This is a genomic window from Streptomyces sp. RPA4-2 (assembly GCF_012273515.2).
GTDB lineage: Bacteria > Actinomycetota > Actinomycetes > Streptomycetales > Streptomycetaceae > Streptomyces > Streptomyces kaempferi.
Map to the genome: position 1 here is coordinate 2,602,388 of NZ_CP050975.2, position 17,132 is coordinate 2,619,519.

Genomic DNA, 17,132 nt, shown 5'->3' on the forward strand with positions numbered 1-17,132 from the left:
GGGGCTAGGGGCGTACGGAGATCCCGTCCAGCACCATCGACAGGTACTGCCGGGCGATCTCCTCCGGGCTGTGCTGTCCGCCGGGCCGGTACCAGGACGCGGCGACCCAGACGGTGTCGCGCACGAACCGGTAGGTGAGCCGGATGTCGAGGTCGGACCGGAAGGCCTCGGCGGCGACGCCGCGCTCCAGCGTGCTCAGCCAGGCCTTCTCGAAGTTGCGCTGTGATTCGGCGAGGAACGCGAAGCGCTGCTGGGCGGCGAGGTGCCGGGACTCCTTCTGGTAGATCGCGACGGCGGCCCGGTGCCGGTCGATCTCCCGGAAGGACTCGGTGACCAGTGCCTCCAGGGTTTCCCGGGGGCCGAGTTCGGCGGCGAGGACGGTGTCGTAGCCGTCCCAGAGCTCGTCGAGGAAGGTCCGCAGGATCTCCTCCAGCATCGATTCCTTGGAGTCGAAGTGGTAGTAGAGACTGCCCGCGAGCATCCCGGCCTGGTCCGCGATCCTGCGTACGGTGGTGGCGTTGTAGCCCTGCTCGGCGAAGACCTCGGCGGCGAGGCCGAGGAGTTCGCGGCGCCGCTCCGGGGTGGCGGTCACCTGGGACTTCTTCTTGGTAGGCACCGTTCCATTGTGATGCTAGGCACGCTGGCTGCTGACGGCGACGACTTCGCCGGTCATGTACGAGGAGTAGCCGGACGCCAGGAACACGATCACGTTGGCCACTTCCCAGGGTTGCGCGTACCGGCCGAAGGCCTCACGGCGCGTCAGTTCCTCCAGGAGTTCGGGGGTGGTCACCTTCGCGAGGTGTGGGTGCATGGCGAGGCTCGGGGACACCGCGTTGACCCGGACCCCGTAGGCGGCGGCCTCGATCGCCGCGCAGCGGGTGAGCGCCATGACCCCGGCCTTGGCGGCGGCGTAGTGCGCCTGGCCCGCCTGGGCGCGCCAGCCGACGACGGAGGCGTTGTTCACGATCACGCCGCCGCCGGACCGCTCCTTGAAGTGCCGCAGTGCGGCGCGGGTGCACCGGAAGGTGCCGCCCAGGGTCACGTCGAGGACCTTCGACCACTGTGCGTCGGTCATGTCGACCAGGGCCGAGGTGCCGCCGAGACCGGCGTTGTTGACGACGACGTCCAGGCCGCCGTGGAGCTCGTCCGTCCGCGCGAACAGGGCCTGCACCTGTTCTTCGTCCCTCACGTCGCAGGGCAGCGCGGAGACGTTCCCGGCGCCGAACTCGGCGGCCAGGGCCGCCTCGCTCTCCTTGAGGCGGCGGACGTGCGCGTCGCTGATGACCACCCGCGCGCCCTCCTCGAGGAACCTGCGCGCCGTGGCCCCGCCGATGCCCGCGCCGGCGGCGGCGGTGACGACGGCGGTGCGTCCCTTCAGCAGCCCGTGCCCGGGTTCGTAGGCGGGAGTCTCGACGTCGCTCATGCTCCCAAGCTAACCTACCAAACACTTGTTAGGGAAGCTCGCCGTCGAGAGGTGCCGTCGATGGATCTCACGCACTCCCCCGCCGACGAGGCGTTCCGCGCCGAGGCCCGGGCCTGGCTCACCGCGCATGTGCCGAGCGTCCTGCTCCCCTCCCTGGAGACCGAGGAGGGTTTCGCCGCCCACCGCGCGTGGGAGGCCGAACTGGCCGCGGACCGCTGGTCGGTGGTGTCCTGGCCGGCGGCGTACGGCGGCCGGGACGCGGACATCGTGCGCTGGCTGGTGTTCGAGGAGGAGTACTACGCGGCGGGCGCGCCGGGCCGTGTCACCCAGAACGGCATCAACCTGCTGGCGCCCTCCCTCTTCGAGCACGGCACACCGGGGCAGCGCGCCCGGGTGCTGCCCTCCATGGCCACCGGTGAGGTCGTCTGGGCGCAGGCCTGGTCCGAGCCGGAGGCCGGGTCCGACCTGGCGTCCCTCACCTCCCGCGCGGTGCGGGCCGACGGGGGCTGGCTGCTGAGCGGCCAGAAGACCTGGTCGTCGCGTGCCGCCTTCGCCGACCGCGCGTTCGGGCTGTTCCGCAGCGACCCCGACACGCCGAAACCCCACCAGGGGCTGACCTATCTGATGTTCGGCCTGCGGGACCCCGGCGTCACGGTCCGGCCGATCGGCCGGCTCGACGGGAAGCCTGCCTTCGCCGAGATCTTCCTGGACGAGGTCTTCGTCCCCGACGAGGACGTGATCGGCGAGCCCGGCGAGGGCTGGCGGATCGCCATGTCGACGGCGGGCGACGAACGCGGGCTGCGGCTCCGCTCCCCGGGCCGTTTCCTGGCCGCCGCGGACCGGCTGTTCGCCCTGTGGCGCGGCCGGGACAGCCCGGCATGGGCCGCGGACCGGGTGGCGGAAGCGGTGATCGGCGCCCGCGCCTATCAGTTGTTCGCCTACGCCCTCGCCTCCCGCTTCCTCAACGGGGAGGCCATCGGCCCGGAGGCCAGCCTGAACAAGGTCTTCTGGTCCGAGTACGACATCGCGCTGCACGAGACCGCGCTCGATCTCCTGGGCCAGGAGGGCGAGACGGCGGACACGGACTGGTCCGAGGGGTACGTGTTCTCCCTGGCCGGCCCGATCTACGCCGGTACCAACGAGATCCAGCGCGACATCGTCGCCGAGCGCCTGCTCGGCCTGCCGAAGGGCCGCCGCTGATGCGCTTCCTCCTCGACGCCGAACAGCGGGCGTTCGCCAATTCCCTCGACGCGATGCTGACGGCCGCGGACACGCCGTCGGTCGTACGGGACTGGAGCCGGGGCGAGCACGACAGCGGCCGTGCGCTGTGGTCCCGTCTCGCCGAGGCGGGCGTGTTCGCGCTGGCGGTACCGGCCGACTACGCGGGAATGGGTCCGCTCCCGGTGGAACTGGCCGTGGGCTTCGTCGAGTTGGGCCGGCACGCGGTGCCGGGCCCGTTGGCGGAGACGGTCGCGGCGGCCGCCCTGCTGGCGGAGCTGGCGGACCCCGGCCCCGCCGAGCGGCTGCTTCCGGCGCTGGTCTCGGGCGAGGCGTCGGCGACCCTGGCCCTCGACGGTTCGTATGCGCTGGACGGCGACACGGCGACCGTCCGCCTCGCCCTGACGGCCGGCGAACTGCGTCTGGCCCCCGGCCACGGCCCGGTACGCGGCTGTCTGGACCCCGCCCGCCGCCTCACCCCGCTGACGGCGGGCGGTGAACTCCTGTCCGCCGCGCCTCCCGTCGGGCACGCCCTCACCTGGGCCCGGCTCGCCACCGCCGCCCAGGCCCTCGGCGTCGGTCTCGCACTTCTCGACCGGACGGTCGCCCACGTCGGGCGCCGCACCCAGTTCGGTGTCCCCGTCGGCTCCTTCCAGGCCGTCAAGCACCGGCTCGCCGACGCGAGGACGGCCCTGGACTTCGCGCGCCCGCTGCTCTTCGGAGCGGCCCTGACCATGGCGCCCGCCGATGTCGCCGCCGCCAAGGTCACGGCCTGCGAGGCGGCGTACACCACCGCGCGCGCCGCACTCCAACTGCACGGCGCGATCGGCTACACCGCCGAGTACGACCTGTCGCTGTGGCTGGCCAGGGCCCGCGCGCTGCGGGCCGCCTGGGGCGGCCCGGCCGAGTGCCGGGCGGCCGTCCTCGCCGGCCGTGCCGCCCGCCCGTGATCTCCCGGCACTCCTCCGGTACTTCTCTCCGACGCGGCGTCACGGGTCGGTCGGTGCGGGAAGCGGGGCCCGTCCCGCGAGCCGGACGACGGCGGTGCGGCCGGACGCCCACAGCAGGGCGTCCTCGCCGGTCAGCAGCGCGGCGTCGTACCGGCCGAGGGTCAGCCCGGCCACCTCGGCGGACCCGTCGAGCGCGACGATCAGCACCGCCGGGCCCGCGGGCACGGCGACGCCCGCACCACCGCGCACGACCGTGACGACAGGGGGCGCCCCCTCGCCCCTGCGCCACATGACGTTGAGGTTCACGACCGGGCCTCCGCGCAGACGGCAGTCGGTGGGCAGGTCGCCGGGGAAGGACCGAGGTACGAAGGGCGTGTCGACCCGGCGGTGTTCGCCGCCGACGGTCAGGTCCATCCCCGCGCCCTCGACCATCGTGAGGGTCCGGTCCACCTCGGCGAACGACGAGAACGGGCCGTCGGCGCCGACGTCGGCGAGGCTCACCCGCCACCGGAAGTCGTCCATGCCGGCGCCCTCGGGCCCCGCGGCGATCTCCCGCGTCACCCCGCCGCCGTTCTTCCAGCGCACCGCCACACGCCCGGCGGCGGCCAGCAGCCGTACGGTCACCGCACGATCCCCCGGGCCCGCGCCGCCGCCAGCCACTGCGGGAACTCGCCGACGATCCGGTCGTACAGCTCTTCGTCGCCCAGCTCCAGGGGATCCGAACCGGCGTGGAAGAAACCGGCGTTGTCGACCGCCCGCTTCTGCGGGACGGCCAGCTCGTCGAGCCTGCGCAGGAAGTCGAACTGCTTGCTGTCCGGGTCACCGAACCCTATGAACTGCCAGAACAGCGGAAGCTTCGCCGCCTTGCACAAGTACCGTTCGGCGGCGGGCTTGTCGACCGGTCCGCCGTCGGTCTGGAAGACCACGAGGGCGGGGTCCTCGGATCCGCTGTCGAGGTAGTGGTCGATGACCGCGTCCATGGCCAGGTGGTAACTGGTCCTGCCCATGTGCCCGAGCCCGGCGACGATCCGCTCCACCCGCCCCTGGTGGTCCTCGAGCGCGATGTCCGTGACCGCGTCGATGTCCGTGGAGAAGAAGACCACCGCAACCGTGCCGTCGTCGTCGAGATGCGCCGACAGGCCGAGCACCCGGTCGGCGAGCGCCTGCACACTGCCGTCGAGGTAGTACGGCTTCATCGACCCGGAGTAGTCGACCACCAGGTACACCGCGGCCCGCTGCCCGCCCAGCCCGTGCCGGGCGAGGGAGACACCGGCGGTCTTGTACAGACTGACCAGCGCGGGCGCGGTCTCCGCCACCTTGCTGAGACTGATCCCGGGCATACGGGCTCTCTTCCGTCGGGCTGCGGTGCGGTGAGCTGGGCGGGAGTGCCGAGATTACGTCACCACGACGACCCCCTGCCGTCCCACCCGTACACCCGTGTTCGCTATTTTGTTCGCCGCCGACCCCACCGGCTCACCGTTCCCCTCCCGCATGTCCGTACCGCCAAGGAGCCGGCCGTGGAATCCGAGTCCACCGAGTCCACCGAACCCGCCGCGTCAGCCGAACCCGCCGCGTCGGCCGGACCGGTCGAGCCCGCCGTCACCACCTGCTACCGCCACCCCAAGGTGGAGTCGTACGTGCGCTGCACCCGCTGCGACCGCTACATCTGCCCCGCCTGCATGCGTGAGGCGGCCGTCGGCCACCAGTGCGTGGAGTGCGTGAAGGAGGGCGCCCGCTCCGTCCGGCAGGCCCGCACGGCGTTCGGCGGCCGGATCTCGACGGTTCCCGTAGTGACGTACGTCCTGATCGCGCTGAACGTGCTGGCCTACCTGGGCGAGCTGGTGCGCCCGGCGATCGTGGACCGGTTCGAGATGCTGGGCGCGGGGCTCGCGGGACCGGACGGCGGACACTACCTCTGGCAGGCACAGCACCCGGCGGACTTCAGCCCGGAAGGTGTCGTCGACGGGGAGTGGTACCGGATGCTGACCGGCGCGTTCCTCCATCTGCCGCCCACCGAGGGCACGTTCGGGATCCTGCACATCGTGATGAACATGGTCTCGCTGTGGAACCTGGGCCGGGTGGTGGAGTCCCAGCTGGGCCGGGTCCGCTACCTCGCCCTGTATCTGCTGTCGGCGCTCGGGGGTTCCGTCCTGGTGCTGCTGATCGCGCCGGACCAGCCCACGCTCGGCGCATCGGGCGCGATCTTCGGACTGGGCGCCGCGTACTACGTCATGGCCCGCCGCCTGGGCGCGGACATGAACGCCGTCAACCGGTTCATGGCGGGCCTGCTGCTGTGGCTGCTGATCTCGGCGGGGCTCACCTCCTGGCAGGGCCACCTCGGCGGACTGCTGGCCGGCGGCGTGGTCACCCTCGCCTACGCGTACGCACCCCGTGACAGCCGGCGCGCCCTCGTCCAAGGCGCCGTGTGCGCGGGGCTGTTGGTGCTGCTGGTGGTGCTGGCCGTCGGAAAGGCTTCCGCGCTGCGGAACGGCGCGGGCTGAGGAACGGAGCGGTCCGGGGCCGCGGCGGGCGACGTTCGCGCGACGGGACGCACACCGCCCGCGGCGACACCGGGCCGGGTCCGTCCCGGCGGTCTCTACGCTGGGGGCATGAAACGCGCACGTCTCCTTCTGCTCGCGGTCCTTCCCCTGGTCGCGGTGGCGCTCTACTTCGTCGTCCCCGGGCTCCCGGGCTCGGGCGAAGCGGCCGGGTCCCCGGGCCGGCAGGGCGCCGGGCGGCCGGGAGGCGCCGGCCTCGCCGCGCCGGACAAGAAGGAGCTGGCCCAGAAGATCGTGGCGAGCGCCGAGAACTCCACGCTGGACTGGCGCAGCGCGTACGGCTACATCCAGGACATCGGCGACGGCCAGGGTTACACGGCGGGCCTCATCGGCTTCTGCACCGGCACCCACGACCTGCTCGTCCTGGTCGAGCACTACACGAAGGACCACCCGGGCAACGGCCTCGCCCGCTATCTGCCCGCGCTGCGCAAGGTCGACGGCACCGACTCCCACGAGGGACTCGACCCGGGTTTCCCGGCGGCCTGGCGCAAGGAGGCCGCGGTGGCCGCCTTCCGGAAGGCCCAGGACACCGAGCGCGACCGCGTCTACTTCGATCCCGCGGTCCGCCGCGCCAAGCTCGACGGCCTGGGCACGCTGGGGCAGTTCGTCTACTACGACGCCATGGTCATGCACGGCCCCGGCACCGGCCCCGACGGCTTCTACGGGCTGCGCCGACGCGCCATGGCCCAGGCGGACACCCCGGCCGAGGGCGGCTCGGAGACGTCGTACCTCGACATCTTCCTGGACATCCGCCGCACCGCGATGAAGTCCGAGAGCGCCCACCACGACACGACCCGCATCGACACGGCCCAGCGGAAGTTCCTGTACGACGGCAACCTCGACCTGGACGCACCGCTCGAGTGGAAGGTGTACGGGGAGACGTACAGGGTCGCTCGGTAGCCGGCCGGGGCGGGACGCACCACGGCGCCCACCACCGTCCGGTCGGGGACAAGGCAGGCGCCGCGTTCAGTTCCGTACGCCTTTGTACGGGACGTCTGTTGGGGTGGAGCGTCAGACCATCAGGGAACGGTCCGTGGGGCGGATCGGGGCCGGCAGGTCGCTGGCGCCCGTGAGGAAGCGGTCGACCCCGCGGGCGGCCGAACGGCCCTCCGCGATGGCCCACACGATCAGGGACTGACCGCGGCCCGCGTCACCGGCAACGTACACGCCGGGCACGTTGGTCGCGAAGTCGGCGTCGCGGGCGATGTTGCCGCGCGCGTCGAGCTCCAGGCCGAACTGGGCGACCACGCCGTTCTCGACGTCGGTGCCGGTGAAGCCCATCGCCAGGGTGACCAGCTGGGCGGGGATCTTCCGCTCCGTGCCCGGCTTCTGGTTCAGCCTGCCGTCGACGAACTCGACCTCGGAGAGGTGCAGCCACTGGACGTTGCCGTCCTCGTCGCCCTCGAAGTGGCTGGTGGAGACCGAGTAGACACGGTCGCCGCCCTCCTCGTGCGCGGAGGTGACCTTGTAGAGCATGGGGAACGTCGGCCAGGGCTGGCCGGAGCTGCGCTCCTCGCCCGGCCGGGGCATGATCTCCAGCTGCGTCACCGAGGCCGCGCCCTGGCGGTGGGCGGTGCCCACACAGTCCGCGCCCGTGTCGCCGCCGCCGATGACCACGACGTGCTTGCCCTCGGCCGTGATCGGGGGCGCCACGAAGTCGCCCTCCTGGACCTTGTTGGCCAGCGGCAGGTACTCCATGGCCTGGTGGATGCCCTTGAGTTCGCGGCCGGGCACCGGCAGGTCCCGCGCGGTCGTGGCACCGGCGGCGATGACCACCGCGTCGTACCGCTTGCGCAGGTCGGTCGCCTTGAGGTCGCGGCCGATCTCGATGCCCGTGCGGAAGCGGGTGCCCTCCGCGCGCATCTGCTCGATACGGCGGTTGATGTGCCGCTTCTCCATCTTGAACTCGGGGATGCCGTAGCGCAGCAGGCCGCCGACGCGGTCGGCGCGCTCGTAGACGGCGACCGTGTGGCCGGCCCGGGTCAGCTGCTGGGCGGCGGCCAGGCCCGACGGGCCCGAGCCGATGACCGCGACGGTCTTGCCCGACAGACGCTGGGGGATCTGCGGGGCGACGTCCCCGCTGTCCCACGCCTTGTCGATGATCGAGACCTCGACGTTCTTGATGGTCACGGCGGGCTGGTTGATGCCGAGCACACACGCCGACTCGCACGGGGCGGGGCACAGCCGGCCCGTGAACTCCGGGAAGTTGTTCGTGGCGTGCAGACGCTCGGACGCGGCGCCCCAGTCCTCGCGGTAGGCGTAGTCGTTCCACTCGGGGATCAGGTTCCCCAGCGGACAGCCGTTGTGGCAGAACGGGATACCGCAGTCCATGCAGCGGCCGGCCTGCTTGGAGATGATCGGGAGCAGCGCGCCCGGGACGTAGACCTCGTTCCAGTCCCTGACACGTTCCTCGACGGGGCGGGTCCTGGCGACCTCGCGGCCGTGGTTCAAAAAGCCCTTGGGATCAGCCATTGGTCGCCGCCTCCATCATCTTCTCGGTGATCTCGGACTCGGTGAGTCCGGCTCGCTCGGCGGCGTCCTTGGCGGCGAGCACTGCCTTGTACGTGCTGGGGATGATCTTGCTGAAGCGGTCGACCGCGGTGTCCCACTCGGCCAGGAGCTTCCCGGCGACCGTCGAGCCGGTCTCCTCCTGGTGGCGGCGCACCACGGCGCGCAGCCACTGCTTGTCGGTGTCGTCGAGTTCCTCGACGGCGCCCACGTTGCCGGCGTTGACGTTGTCGCGGTCGAGGTCGACGACGTACGCGATGCCGCCGGACATGCCGGCCGCGAAGTTGCGTCCCGTCTCGCCGAGGACGACGGCGTGTCCGCCGGTCATGTACTCGCAGCCGTGGTCGCCCACGCCCTCGGAGACCACCGTCGCGCCGGAGTTGCGGACGCAGAAGCGCTCGCCGGTGCGGCCGCGCAGGAAGAGTTCGCCGCCCGTCGCGCCGTAGGCGATGGTGTTGCCCGCGATCGTCGAGTACTCGGCGAGGTGGTCGGCGCTCCGGTCGGGGCGGACGATCACCCGGCCGCCGGAGAGGCCCTTGCCGACGTAGTCGTTGGCGTCGCCCTCCAGGCGGAGCGTGACACCGCGCGGCAGGAAGGCGCCGAAGGACTGGCCCGCCGACCCCGTGAAGGTGATGTCGATGGTGTCGTCGGGCAGGCCCGCGCCGCCGAACTTCTTCGTCACCTCGTGGCCGAGCATGGTGCCGACCGTGCGGTTGATGTTGCGGATCGCGACCTGGGCGCGGACCGGTTGGGCGTCGGCCTGGGAGTTCGCGGCCAGGGCGTCGGCGGCGAGCTTGATCAGCTCGTTGTCGAGGGCCTTCTCCAGGCCGTGGTCCTGCGCGACGACCCGGTGGCGCACCGCGCCCTCGGGCAGCTCGGGCACGTGGAAGAGCGGGGACAGGTCCAGGCCCTGCGCCTTCCAGTGGTCGACGGCCCGGGTGACGTCGAGGTGCTCGGCGTGGCCGACGGCCTCCTCGATGGTGCGGAAGCCCAGCTCGGCGAGGATCTCGCGGACCTCTTCGGCGATGAACTTGAAGAAGTTCACGATGTACTCGGCCTTGCCGGCGAACCGGTCGCGCAGCACCGGGTTCTGGGTGGCGATGCCGACCGGGCAGGTGTCCAGGTGGCAGACGCGCATCATGACGCAGCCGGAGACGACGAGCGGCGCGGTCGCGAAACCGAACTCCTCGGCACCGAGCAGCGCTGCGATGACGACGTCACGGCCGGTCTTCAGCTGGCCGTCGGTCTGGACGACGATCCGGTCGCGCAGGCCGTTGAGCAGCAGGGTCTGCTGGGTCTCGGCGAGACCGAGCTCCCAGGGGCCGCCCGCGTGCTTGAGCGAGGTGAGCGGGGAGGCGCCGGTGCCGCCGTCGTGGCCGGAGATGAGGACCACGTCCGCGTGGGCCTTGGAGACGCCCGCCGCGACCGTGCCGACGCCGACCTCGGAGACCAGCTTCACGTGGATGCGGGCCTGCGGGTTGGCGTTCTTGAGGTCGTGGATCAGCTGGGCCAGGTCCTCGATGGAGTAGATGTCGTGGTGCGGCGGCGGGGAGATGAGGCCCACGCCGGGGGTGCTGTGCCGGGTCTTGGCGACCCAGGGGTACACCTTGTGGCCGGGGAGCTGGCCGCCCTCGCCCGGCTTGGCGCCCTGCGCCATCTTGATCTGGATGTCGTCGGCGTTGACCAGGTACTCCGAGGTCACACCGAAGCGGCCGGAGGCGACCTGCTTGATGGACGAGCGGCGCGCGGGGTCGTACAGCCGGTCCGCGTCCTCGCCGCCCTCACCGGTGTTGGACTTGCCGCCCAGCTGGTTCATGGCGATGGCGAGGGTCTCGTGCGCCTCCTTGGAGATGGAGCCGTACGACATGGCGCCGGTGGAGAAGCGCTTGACGATCTCGCTGACCGGCTCGACCTCGTCGACCGGGATCGACGGGCGGCCGGAGGTGAAGCCGAACAGGCCGCGGAGCGTCATCAGGCGCTCGGACTGCTCGTTCACCCGGTCCGTGTACTTCTTGAAGATGTCGTAGTTGCCGGAGCGCGTCGAGTGCTGGAGGCGGAAGACCGTCTCCGGGTCGAACAGGTGCGGTTCGCCCTCGCGGCGCCACTGGTACTCGCCGCCTATGTCGAGGGCGCGGTGCGCGGGCGCGATGCCGGAGGCCGGGTAGGCCTTGGCGTGCCGGGCGGCGACCTCCTTGGCGATGACGTCGAGGCCGACGCCGCCGATCTTCGTCGCGGTGCCGCTGAAGTACCTGCCGACGAACTCGGAGTCCAGGCCGACGGCCTCGAAGACCTGCGCGCCGCGGTACGAGGCGACGGTGGAGATGCCCATCTTGGACATGACCTTGAGGACGCCCTTGCCGAGCGCGTAGATCAGGTTGCGGATGGCCTGCTCGGCCTCGATGCCCTGGAGGAAGGTGCCGGCGCGGACCAGGTCCTCGACCGACTCCATGGCCAGGTACGGGTTGACCGCCGCGGCGCCGAAGCCGATGAGGAGGGCCACGTGGTGGACCTCGCGGACGTCGCCCGCCTCGACCAGCAGGCCCACCTGGGTGCGCTGCTTGGTGCGGATGAGGTGGTGGTGGACGGCCGCGGTCAGCAGCAGCGAGGGGATCGGGGCGTGCTCGGCGTCCGAGTGCCGGTCCGAGAGCACGATCAGGCGGGCGCCGTTGTCGATGGCGGCGTCGGCCTCGGAGCAGATCTCCTCGATCCGCGCGGCCAGCGAGTCGCCGCCGCCGGAGACGCGGTAGAGACCGGAGAGCGTGGCGGCCTTCATGCCGGGCATGTCGCCGTCGGCGTTGATGTGGATGAGCTTGGCCAGCTCGTCGTTGTCGATCACCGGGAAGGGCAGGGTGACGCTGCGACAGGAGGCCGCGGTCGGCTCCAGGAGGTTGCCCTGCGGGCCCAGCGAGGAGCGCAGCGAGGTGACGAGCTCCTCACGGATCGCGTCCAGCGGCGGGTTGGTGACCTGCGCGAAGAGCTGGGTGAAGTAGTCGAAGAGGAGACGCGGGCGCTGCGAGAGGGCGGCGATCGGCGTGTCCGTGCCCATCGAGCCGATCGGCTCGGCGCCGGCCGAGGCCATCGGCGCGAGGATGATCCGCAGCTCCTCCTCGGTGTAGCCGAAGGTCTGCTGGCGGCGGGTGACCGAGGCGTGGGTGTGCACGATGTGCTCGCGCTCGGGGAGGTCGGAGAGCTCGATCTCGCCGGCTTCCAGCCACTCCGCGTAGGGCAGGTCGGCGGCGAGGCCGGCCTTGATCTCGTCGTCCTCGATGATGCGGTGCTCGGCGGTGTCGACGAGGAACATGCGGCCGGGCTGGAGGCGGCCCTTGCGGACGACCTTCGCGGGGTCGATGTCGAGGACGCCGACCTCGGAGCCGAGGACGACGAGGCCGTCGTCGGTGACCCAGTAGCGGCCGGGGCGCAGACCGTTGCGGTCGAGGACCGCGCCGACCTGGGTGCCGTCGGTGAAGGTGACGCAGGCCGGGCCGTCCCAGGGCTCCATCATCGTGGAGTGGAACTGGTAGAAGGCGCGCCGGGCCGCGTCCATGGAGGCGTGGTTCTCCCACGCCTCGGGGATCATCATCAGCACGGAGTGCGGGAGCGAGCGGCCGCCGAGGTGGAGGAGTTCGAGCACCTCGTCGAAGGAGGCCGAGTCGGAGGCGTCCGGCGTGCAGACGGGGAAGATCCGCTCCAGGCCCTTGTCGCCGAACAGGTCGGAGACCAGCTGGGACTCGCGGGCCTTCATCCAGTTGCGGTTGCCCTTGACCGTGTTGATCTCGCCGTTGTGCGCGACGAAGCGGTACGGGTGGGCGAGCGGCCAGCTCGGGAAGGTGTTGGTGGAGAACCGGGAGTGCACGAGCGCGATCGCGGAGGCGAAGCGGCGGTCGGACAGGTCCGGGAAGAAGGGTTCGAGCTGGCCGGTGGTCAGCATGCCCTTGTAGACGATGGTGCGCGCGGAGAGTGACGGGAAGTAGACGCCGGCCTCGCGTTCGGCGCGCTTGCGCAGCACGAACGCCTTGCGGTCGAGGTCGATGCCCTTGCTGGCGCCGTCGGTCACGAAGATCTGCCGGAAGACGGGCATGGTGGAGCGGGCGGTGGCGCCGAGAAGTTCGGGGGCGACGGGCACCTGGCGCCAGCCGAGGACGGTCAGGTCCTCGTCGGCGGCGATCGTCTCGATCCGTGAGACGGCGTCCTCGGTGCCGTCGCCGGGCAGGAAGGCGATGCCGACCGCGTAGGCGCCGGCCTCGGGCAGCTCGAATCCGGCCACCTCGCGGAGGAACGCGTCCGGGACCTGGGACAGGATGCCCGCGCCGTCGCCCGAGTCGGGCTCGGCGCCGGTGGCACCGCGGTGTTCCAGGTTGCGCAGCACGGTGAGCGCCTGCTCGACCAGCGCGTAGCTCGCCTCACCGGTGAGGGTGGCCACGAAGCCGACGCCGCAGGCGTCGTGCTCGTTGCGGGGGTCGTACATACCCTGAGCAGCAGGGCGAGCATCCATGAAGGACCAGTTCTGGCCATGCGTGGAGTGCTGGGACGGCTGGCGCGGCGAACGCATCGGCTCTCCCGTCGTCGTCGTGGCTGGGGGCACCTCCCAGCGCTTCGAAAGGCGTCTGGGGGAGCGTGTGCCGAGGGACGACGTTGGCCCTCTGCTGGGGGGATGCAAAATTTCGTGCAGGTTACATGATGGAGCGGTTCTCGGGAACCGGATACTGCGTTCCAACATGCGGACACCGGGGGTCGCGGCGGGGGGTACCACGCACGGCACTGGAGTTAAGGGGACCCAGGGGGACAGATCGGTGTCCGTGGGGCCGGAGCGCGGCAGGCAACGTCGCCCGCCGCGGCGGTGCGGAGCAGGCTTCATTGCCCGCAGCGCTTACGGCTCATGCCCAGTGGTTAAGTATTCGAAACCAGTGAGTAACCGGCTACTTATGCAGTCCCTTGCATAGCCCCTCTATACATCATCCTACGGCGGTACCGAACAGACTGCCCAGGACGTACGTCACACCCGCCGCGGCACCCCCGAGTGCGAGCTGCCGGATTCCGCTGTACCACCAGGATCGCGCCGTCACCCGGGCCACGACGGCGCCGCACGCGAAGAGCCCGATCAGCGCGAGCAGCAGCGCGGGCCACAGGACGGTCGCGCCGAGCAGATACGGGAGCAGAGGGAGCAGGGCGCCCAGGGCGAAGGAGCCGAAGCTCGACACTGCGGCGACCGCGGGCGAGGGCAGGTCGCCGGGGTCTATGCCCAGCTCCTCGCGCGCGTGGATCTCCAGGGCCTGCTCGGGGTCGCGGGACAGCTGCCTGGCGACCTCGCGGGCCAGTGCGGGCTCGACCCCGCGGGTCTCGTAGAGCGCGGCGAGCTCACGCTCCTCGTCCTTCGGGTGCTTTCTCAGTTCCCGGCGCTCCACGTCGAGTTCGGCCTCGACGAGTTCGCGCTGCGAGGCGACGGAGGTGTACTCGCCGGCCGCCATGGAGAAGGCTCCGGCGGCCAGGCCCACGAGTCCGGTGATGACGATCGTCCGGTGGGAGACGGACCCGCCGGCGACACCGGTCATCAGGGCGAGGTTGGAGACGAGCCCGTCCATCGCGCCGAAGACCGCCGGGCGCAGCCAGCCACCGTTCACATCGCGGTGGGTGTGGTTGTCCCGGTGCGCCTCGTGCAGTGCGGCTTCGGTCTCGATGATGGACATACCGGTCCCCCAGAACGTGCGATTGGACTGTTTCTACTTTTCGACAACCCCAAAAGTACGCCTGGAATTTCCTCCCCGCCAGCAAGGAAAGGCTCGGCTAACCTGCACCTTTACCCTTTCTTGCTCATCCGTGGAAGGTCCCGCACAGATGTCGACCGGGTGAATACGGGGCCGTGCGAGGCTCTGCGCGCCTCCTCCGGTGGGACACATCCCCAAAGGGCTCTGGGCCCTGAGAGGAGTGGCACCGAATGGCTTCCATCGCCTGCATCCCCTCCGTCCCGGCGCCCGGGGACGCCACCGGTCTGCGCGAACGGGCACGCGGCGCGCTGCTCGGACTCGCCGTGGGGGACGCGCTGGGCGCGCCCGCCGAGAACATGCGGCCCTCGGAGATCCGTGCGAAGTGGGGCCGGATCACGGGCTACGTCGCCGAGCATCCGGCCGGCACGGACGACACGGAGTACGCGATCTTCTCCGGTCTGCTGCTGGCCCGGCACGGCTCGGCGCTCACCGTGGCGCACGTCGAGTCGGCCTGGCACGAGTGGATCGCGGACCGTGACGAGGGACCGTTCCGCGGCGCCGGCTTCAGCGAGCGGGGCACCCTGGAGAATCTCCGCCGGGGACTGGCGGCCCCCATCTCGGCCCAGCACCGGCACGCGTGGAGCGACGGCCTGGCGATGCGCGCGGCCCCCTTCGGCGTGTTCGCGGCGGGGCGTCCCGCGGAGGCCGCGCGCCTGGTGGCGATCGACGGTTCGGTGAGCCATGACGGCGAGGGCATCTACGGCGGCCAGGCGGTCGCGGCGGGTGTCGCGGCGGCGATGGCGGGTGCCTCGACGTTCTCCGTGGCCGCCTCCGCGCTCGCGGTGATCCCGGACGACTCCTGGACGGCCCGCTCGCTGCGCCGCGCGATCGCGGTCGCGCACCGCGGCGAACGGGCGGTGCGCTCGGCGGTCGTCATCGGCGGCTACCCCTGGACGGACCTGGCCCCCGAGGCCGTCGCCCTGGCCTTCGGAGCGTACGCCGCCGCCGACGGCGACTTCACCGAGTCCGTCCTCACCGCCGTCAACATGGGCCGCGACGCCGACACCACGGCGGCGGTGGCGGGCGCTCTGGCCGGGGCGACCCGGGGCGCCCGCGCGATCCCGGCCGCCTGGGCGGCTGCCATCGGCCCGGCGCGCGGCAGCTGCCTCCCCTCGATGGAGGGCCACCACGTACTGGACGTGGCGGAACTGCTGACCCCCGGGGACGACAGAAAGTGGCGGTCGGTTGCCGCACGGGAGCCGGGCCCGGACGGCGCACTCCCCGTACGGGACCGGAGACGGCCCGCACGCGATCCGGACCGCACGAGAGCGGCCCCGCATCCGGAACCGGGCGCCGCCCCCGGCTCCCGCGCCCTCGCCACCGGCCCCGTCCTCACCATGGACCCCGTCATCACAACGGACCAGACCCTCACCACAGCTCAGCCCCCCGCCACCCACCTCGCTCTCACCGCGGACCACCCCGTCATCGCGGACCTCGCCCTCACCACAGACCCCGCCCCGGCCACCGCCGACGAGGAGGTACGCCCATGAGACCCGGCCTCGTGGGAGACGAAGCCGGCGCGGGAGCGGCCTCGGCACCGGACGTCCTCGTCACCGAGGTCGCCGACCCGACGCCCGGCCCGCGCCCCCGCCGTATCGAGGGCCTCCTGCTCGGCCTCGCCGCGGGCGACGCCGCCGGCTGGCCCGCGGCCCGGCACCGCGCCGCCCGGATGCCCGAGTGGACACGGCGGCTGACCAGGGAACTGGACACGTTCGCCGAACAGAACGCGACGACGACCCTGCCGGTGCCCATCGCCCTGAACCAGCCGCCGGAGCCCCTGCGGCTCGGACCCTCGGACGACGCCGAGTGGGCGGCGTTCGCCGCCGAGGCCGTGCTGCGGGCCGGCGACGCCGCCGCGCTCGGCGATCTCAGCCGGGCGCGGCGGATGCGGGCGTCCATCGACCTGTCCTGGAACGCCGTCGCCAGCGAGGTCGCCGCGGCCGCCGAGCGCGCCCCCGAGGTCGAGTCCGCGCTGCTGCCGCTGCGCGCCCGGATCTCCGTACGGGCCGGGCTCGGCAACCTCGCCACCGGACTGCGGCCGCCCGCCACCGGCCACGACAATCCGCACTACTTCGACGACGCGGCCTGCGTCCGGGCCTGTGTGCTCGCCATCGCCCACCCGGGCGATGCCACGCTCGCCGCGGAACTGGCCGAGTTCGACGCCCGCTACACCCAGGACGGTGACGGTGTGCACGGCGCCCGCGCCATGGCCGCCGCCCTCGCGCTCGCCCTCGCCGGGGCCGACGTCGAGGCCTGCGCGGACGCCGCCCTCGCCGAACTGCCCAAGGAGACCGAGATCGGCCGCAACGCGCGCCACGCGCTGCGGCTCGCCCGCGACAGCGAGGGCACCTTCGCCCTGGTCCCCCTCCTGGAGCACCAGATCGTCGACCACGTCTACAGCTACGGCGTCGCGGCGGCGGAAACGGTTCCGGTCGCCCTGGCCCTCGCGACCGCGGCGCGCGGCCGGATCGCGGAAGCGGTGCCCGCCGCCGCCTGCCTCTCCCGCGTCGCCGACTCCGCCCCGGCCCTGGCGGGGGCGCTGACCGGCGCGCTCGGCGGCGGCGCCGCGATCCCGGCCACCTGGCGCGACGCCTGCCGGATCCTCTCGGGCTGCGCGCTTCCCCGCCTCACCGGTACGGATCTCGTCGGACTCGCCGATCTGCTCGAAGCGACGGAACTGGCCCTCCCAGAGGGATGATTCGGGCATGAAGCC

Annotated in this window: 13 protein-coding genes; 6 read left to right on the plus strand and 7 right to left on the minus strand. The window is 72.0% G+C overall.

Translation table 11 applies throughout. The features are described 5' to 3' along the window. Nucleotides 1-4: 4 nt before the first annotated feature. On the minus strand, nt 5-616 hold the full coding sequence (locus tag HEP85_RS11150; protein WP_168527646.1) for a TetR/AcrR family transcriptional regulator: 612 nt from the start codon (nt 614-616) through the stop codon (nt 5-7). A 15-nt stretch (nt 617-631) separates the two neighbouring features. Continuing rightward, nucleotides 632-1,423 (minus strand): SDR family oxidoreductase, encoded by a 792-nt coding sequence (locus HEP85_RS11155; RefSeq protein WP_369657681.1) that lies wholly within the window; start codon nt 1,421-1,423, stop codon nt 632-634. A 60-nt stretch (nt 1,424-1,483) separates the two neighbouring features. On the opposite strand from HEP85_RS11155, the gene HEP85_RS11160 reads away from it, so the two are divergent. Together HEP85_RS11160 and HEP85_RS11165 are read left to right on the plus strand one after the other, a co-directional pair. Then, the gene (locus HEP85_RS11160; RefSeq protein ID WP_168527648.1) at nt 1,484-2,623 is read left to right on the plus strand and encodes an acyl-CoA dehydrogenase family protein; all 1,140 of its coding nucleotides are present in this window, start codon (nt 1,484-1,486) and stop codon (nt 2,621-2,623) included. Beyond that, nucleotides 2,623-3,591: an acyl-CoA dehydrogenase family protein gene (locus HEP85_RS11165; RefSeq protein WP_369657682.1), complete on the plus strand. Its 969-nt coding sequence runs from the start codon at nt 2,623-2,625 to the stop codon at nt 3,589-3,591. The genes HEP85_RS11160 and HEP85_RS11165 overlap by 1 nt, the downstream gene beginning before the upstream one ends. A gap of 39 nt (nt 3,592-3,630) precedes the next feature. On the opposite strand, the gene HEP85_RS11170 is transcribed toward HEP85_RS11165, so the two are convergent. Both HEP85_RS11170 and HEP85_RS11175 read right to left on the minus strand, forming a co-directional pair. Further along, complete coding sequence (locus HEP85_RS11170; RefSeq protein WP_168527649.1) at nt 3,631-4,215, minus strand: HutD family protein; 585 nt, start codon at nt 4,213-4,215, stop codon at nt 3,631-3,633. Beyond that, nucleotides 4,212-4,931, minus strand: a complete 720-nt coding sequence (locus HEP85_RS11175) for a VWA domain-containing protein (RefSeq protein ID WP_168527650.1) — start codon at nt 4,929-4,931, stop codon at nt 4,212-4,214. Before HEP85_RS11175 ends, HEP85_RS11170 begins: the two co-directional genes overlap by 4 nt. A gap of 285 nt (nt 4,932-5,216) precedes the next feature. On the opposite strand from HEP85_RS11175, the gene HEP85_RS11180 reads away from it, so the two are divergent. Together HEP85_RS11180 and HEP85_RS11185 are read left to right on the plus strand one after the other, a co-directional pair. Then, nucleotides 5,217-6,092 (plus strand): rhomboid family intramembrane serine protease, encoded by an 876-nt coding sequence (locus HEP85_RS11180; RefSeq protein WP_248002469.1) that lies wholly within the window; start codon nt 5,217-5,219, stop codon nt 6,090-6,092. A gap of 108 nt (nt 6,093-6,200) precedes the next feature. Continuing rightward, nucleotides 6,201-7,049, plus strand: a complete 849-nt coding sequence (locus HEP85_RS11185; protein ID WP_168527652.1) for a chitosanase — start codon at nt 6,201-6,203, stop codon at nt 7,047-7,049. 111 nt (nt 7,050-7,160) lie between these two features. Here the strand turns inward: HEP85_RS11185 and HEP85_RS11190 are convergent, their stop codons facing one another. From HEP85_RS11190 to HEP85_RS11200, 3 genes are all read right to left on the minus strand, one after another. Further along, nucleotides 7,161-8,621 carry a glutamate synthase subunit beta gene (locus HEP85_RS11190; protein ID WP_168527653.1) on the minus strand — a complete coding sequence of 487 codons (1,461 nt, stop codon included), beginning with the start codon at nt 8,619-8,621 and terminating at the stop codon, nt 7,161-7,163. Then, nucleotides 8,614-13,206, minus strand: a complete 4,593-nt coding sequence (gltB, locus tag HEP85_RS11195; RefSeq protein ID WP_168527654.1) for a glutamate synthase large subunit — start codon at nt 13,204-13,206, stop codon at nt 8,614-8,616. The genes HEP85_RS11190 and gltB overlap by 8 nt, the downstream gene beginning before the upstream one ends. A gap of 403 nt (nt 13,207-13,609) precedes the next feature. Further along, nucleotides 13,610-14,341 (minus strand): VIT1/CCC1 transporter family protein, encoded by a 732-nt coding sequence (locus tag HEP85_RS11200; protein WP_168527655.1) that lies wholly within the window; start codon nt 14,339-14,341, stop codon nt 13,610-13,612. A 248-nt stretch (nt 14,342-14,589) separates the two neighbouring features. Between HEP85_RS11200 and HEP85_RS11205 the strand changes: the two genes are divergently transcribed. Further along, on the plus strand, nt 14,590-15,909 hold the full coding sequence (locus tag HEP85_RS11205) for an ADP-ribosylglycohydrolase family protein (protein ID WP_248001889.1): 1,320 nt from the start codon (nt 14,590-14,592) through the stop codon (nt 15,907-15,909). Beyond that, nucleotides 15,906-17,117, plus strand: a complete 1,212-nt coding sequence (locus HEP85_RS11210) for an ADP-ribosylglycohydrolase family protein (RefSeq protein ID WP_329287203.1) — start codon at nt 15,906-15,908, stop codon at nt 17,115-17,117. The genes HEP85_RS11205 and HEP85_RS11210 overlap by 4 nt, the downstream gene beginning before the upstream one ends. Nucleotides 17,118-17,132 lie beyond the last annotated feature (15 nt).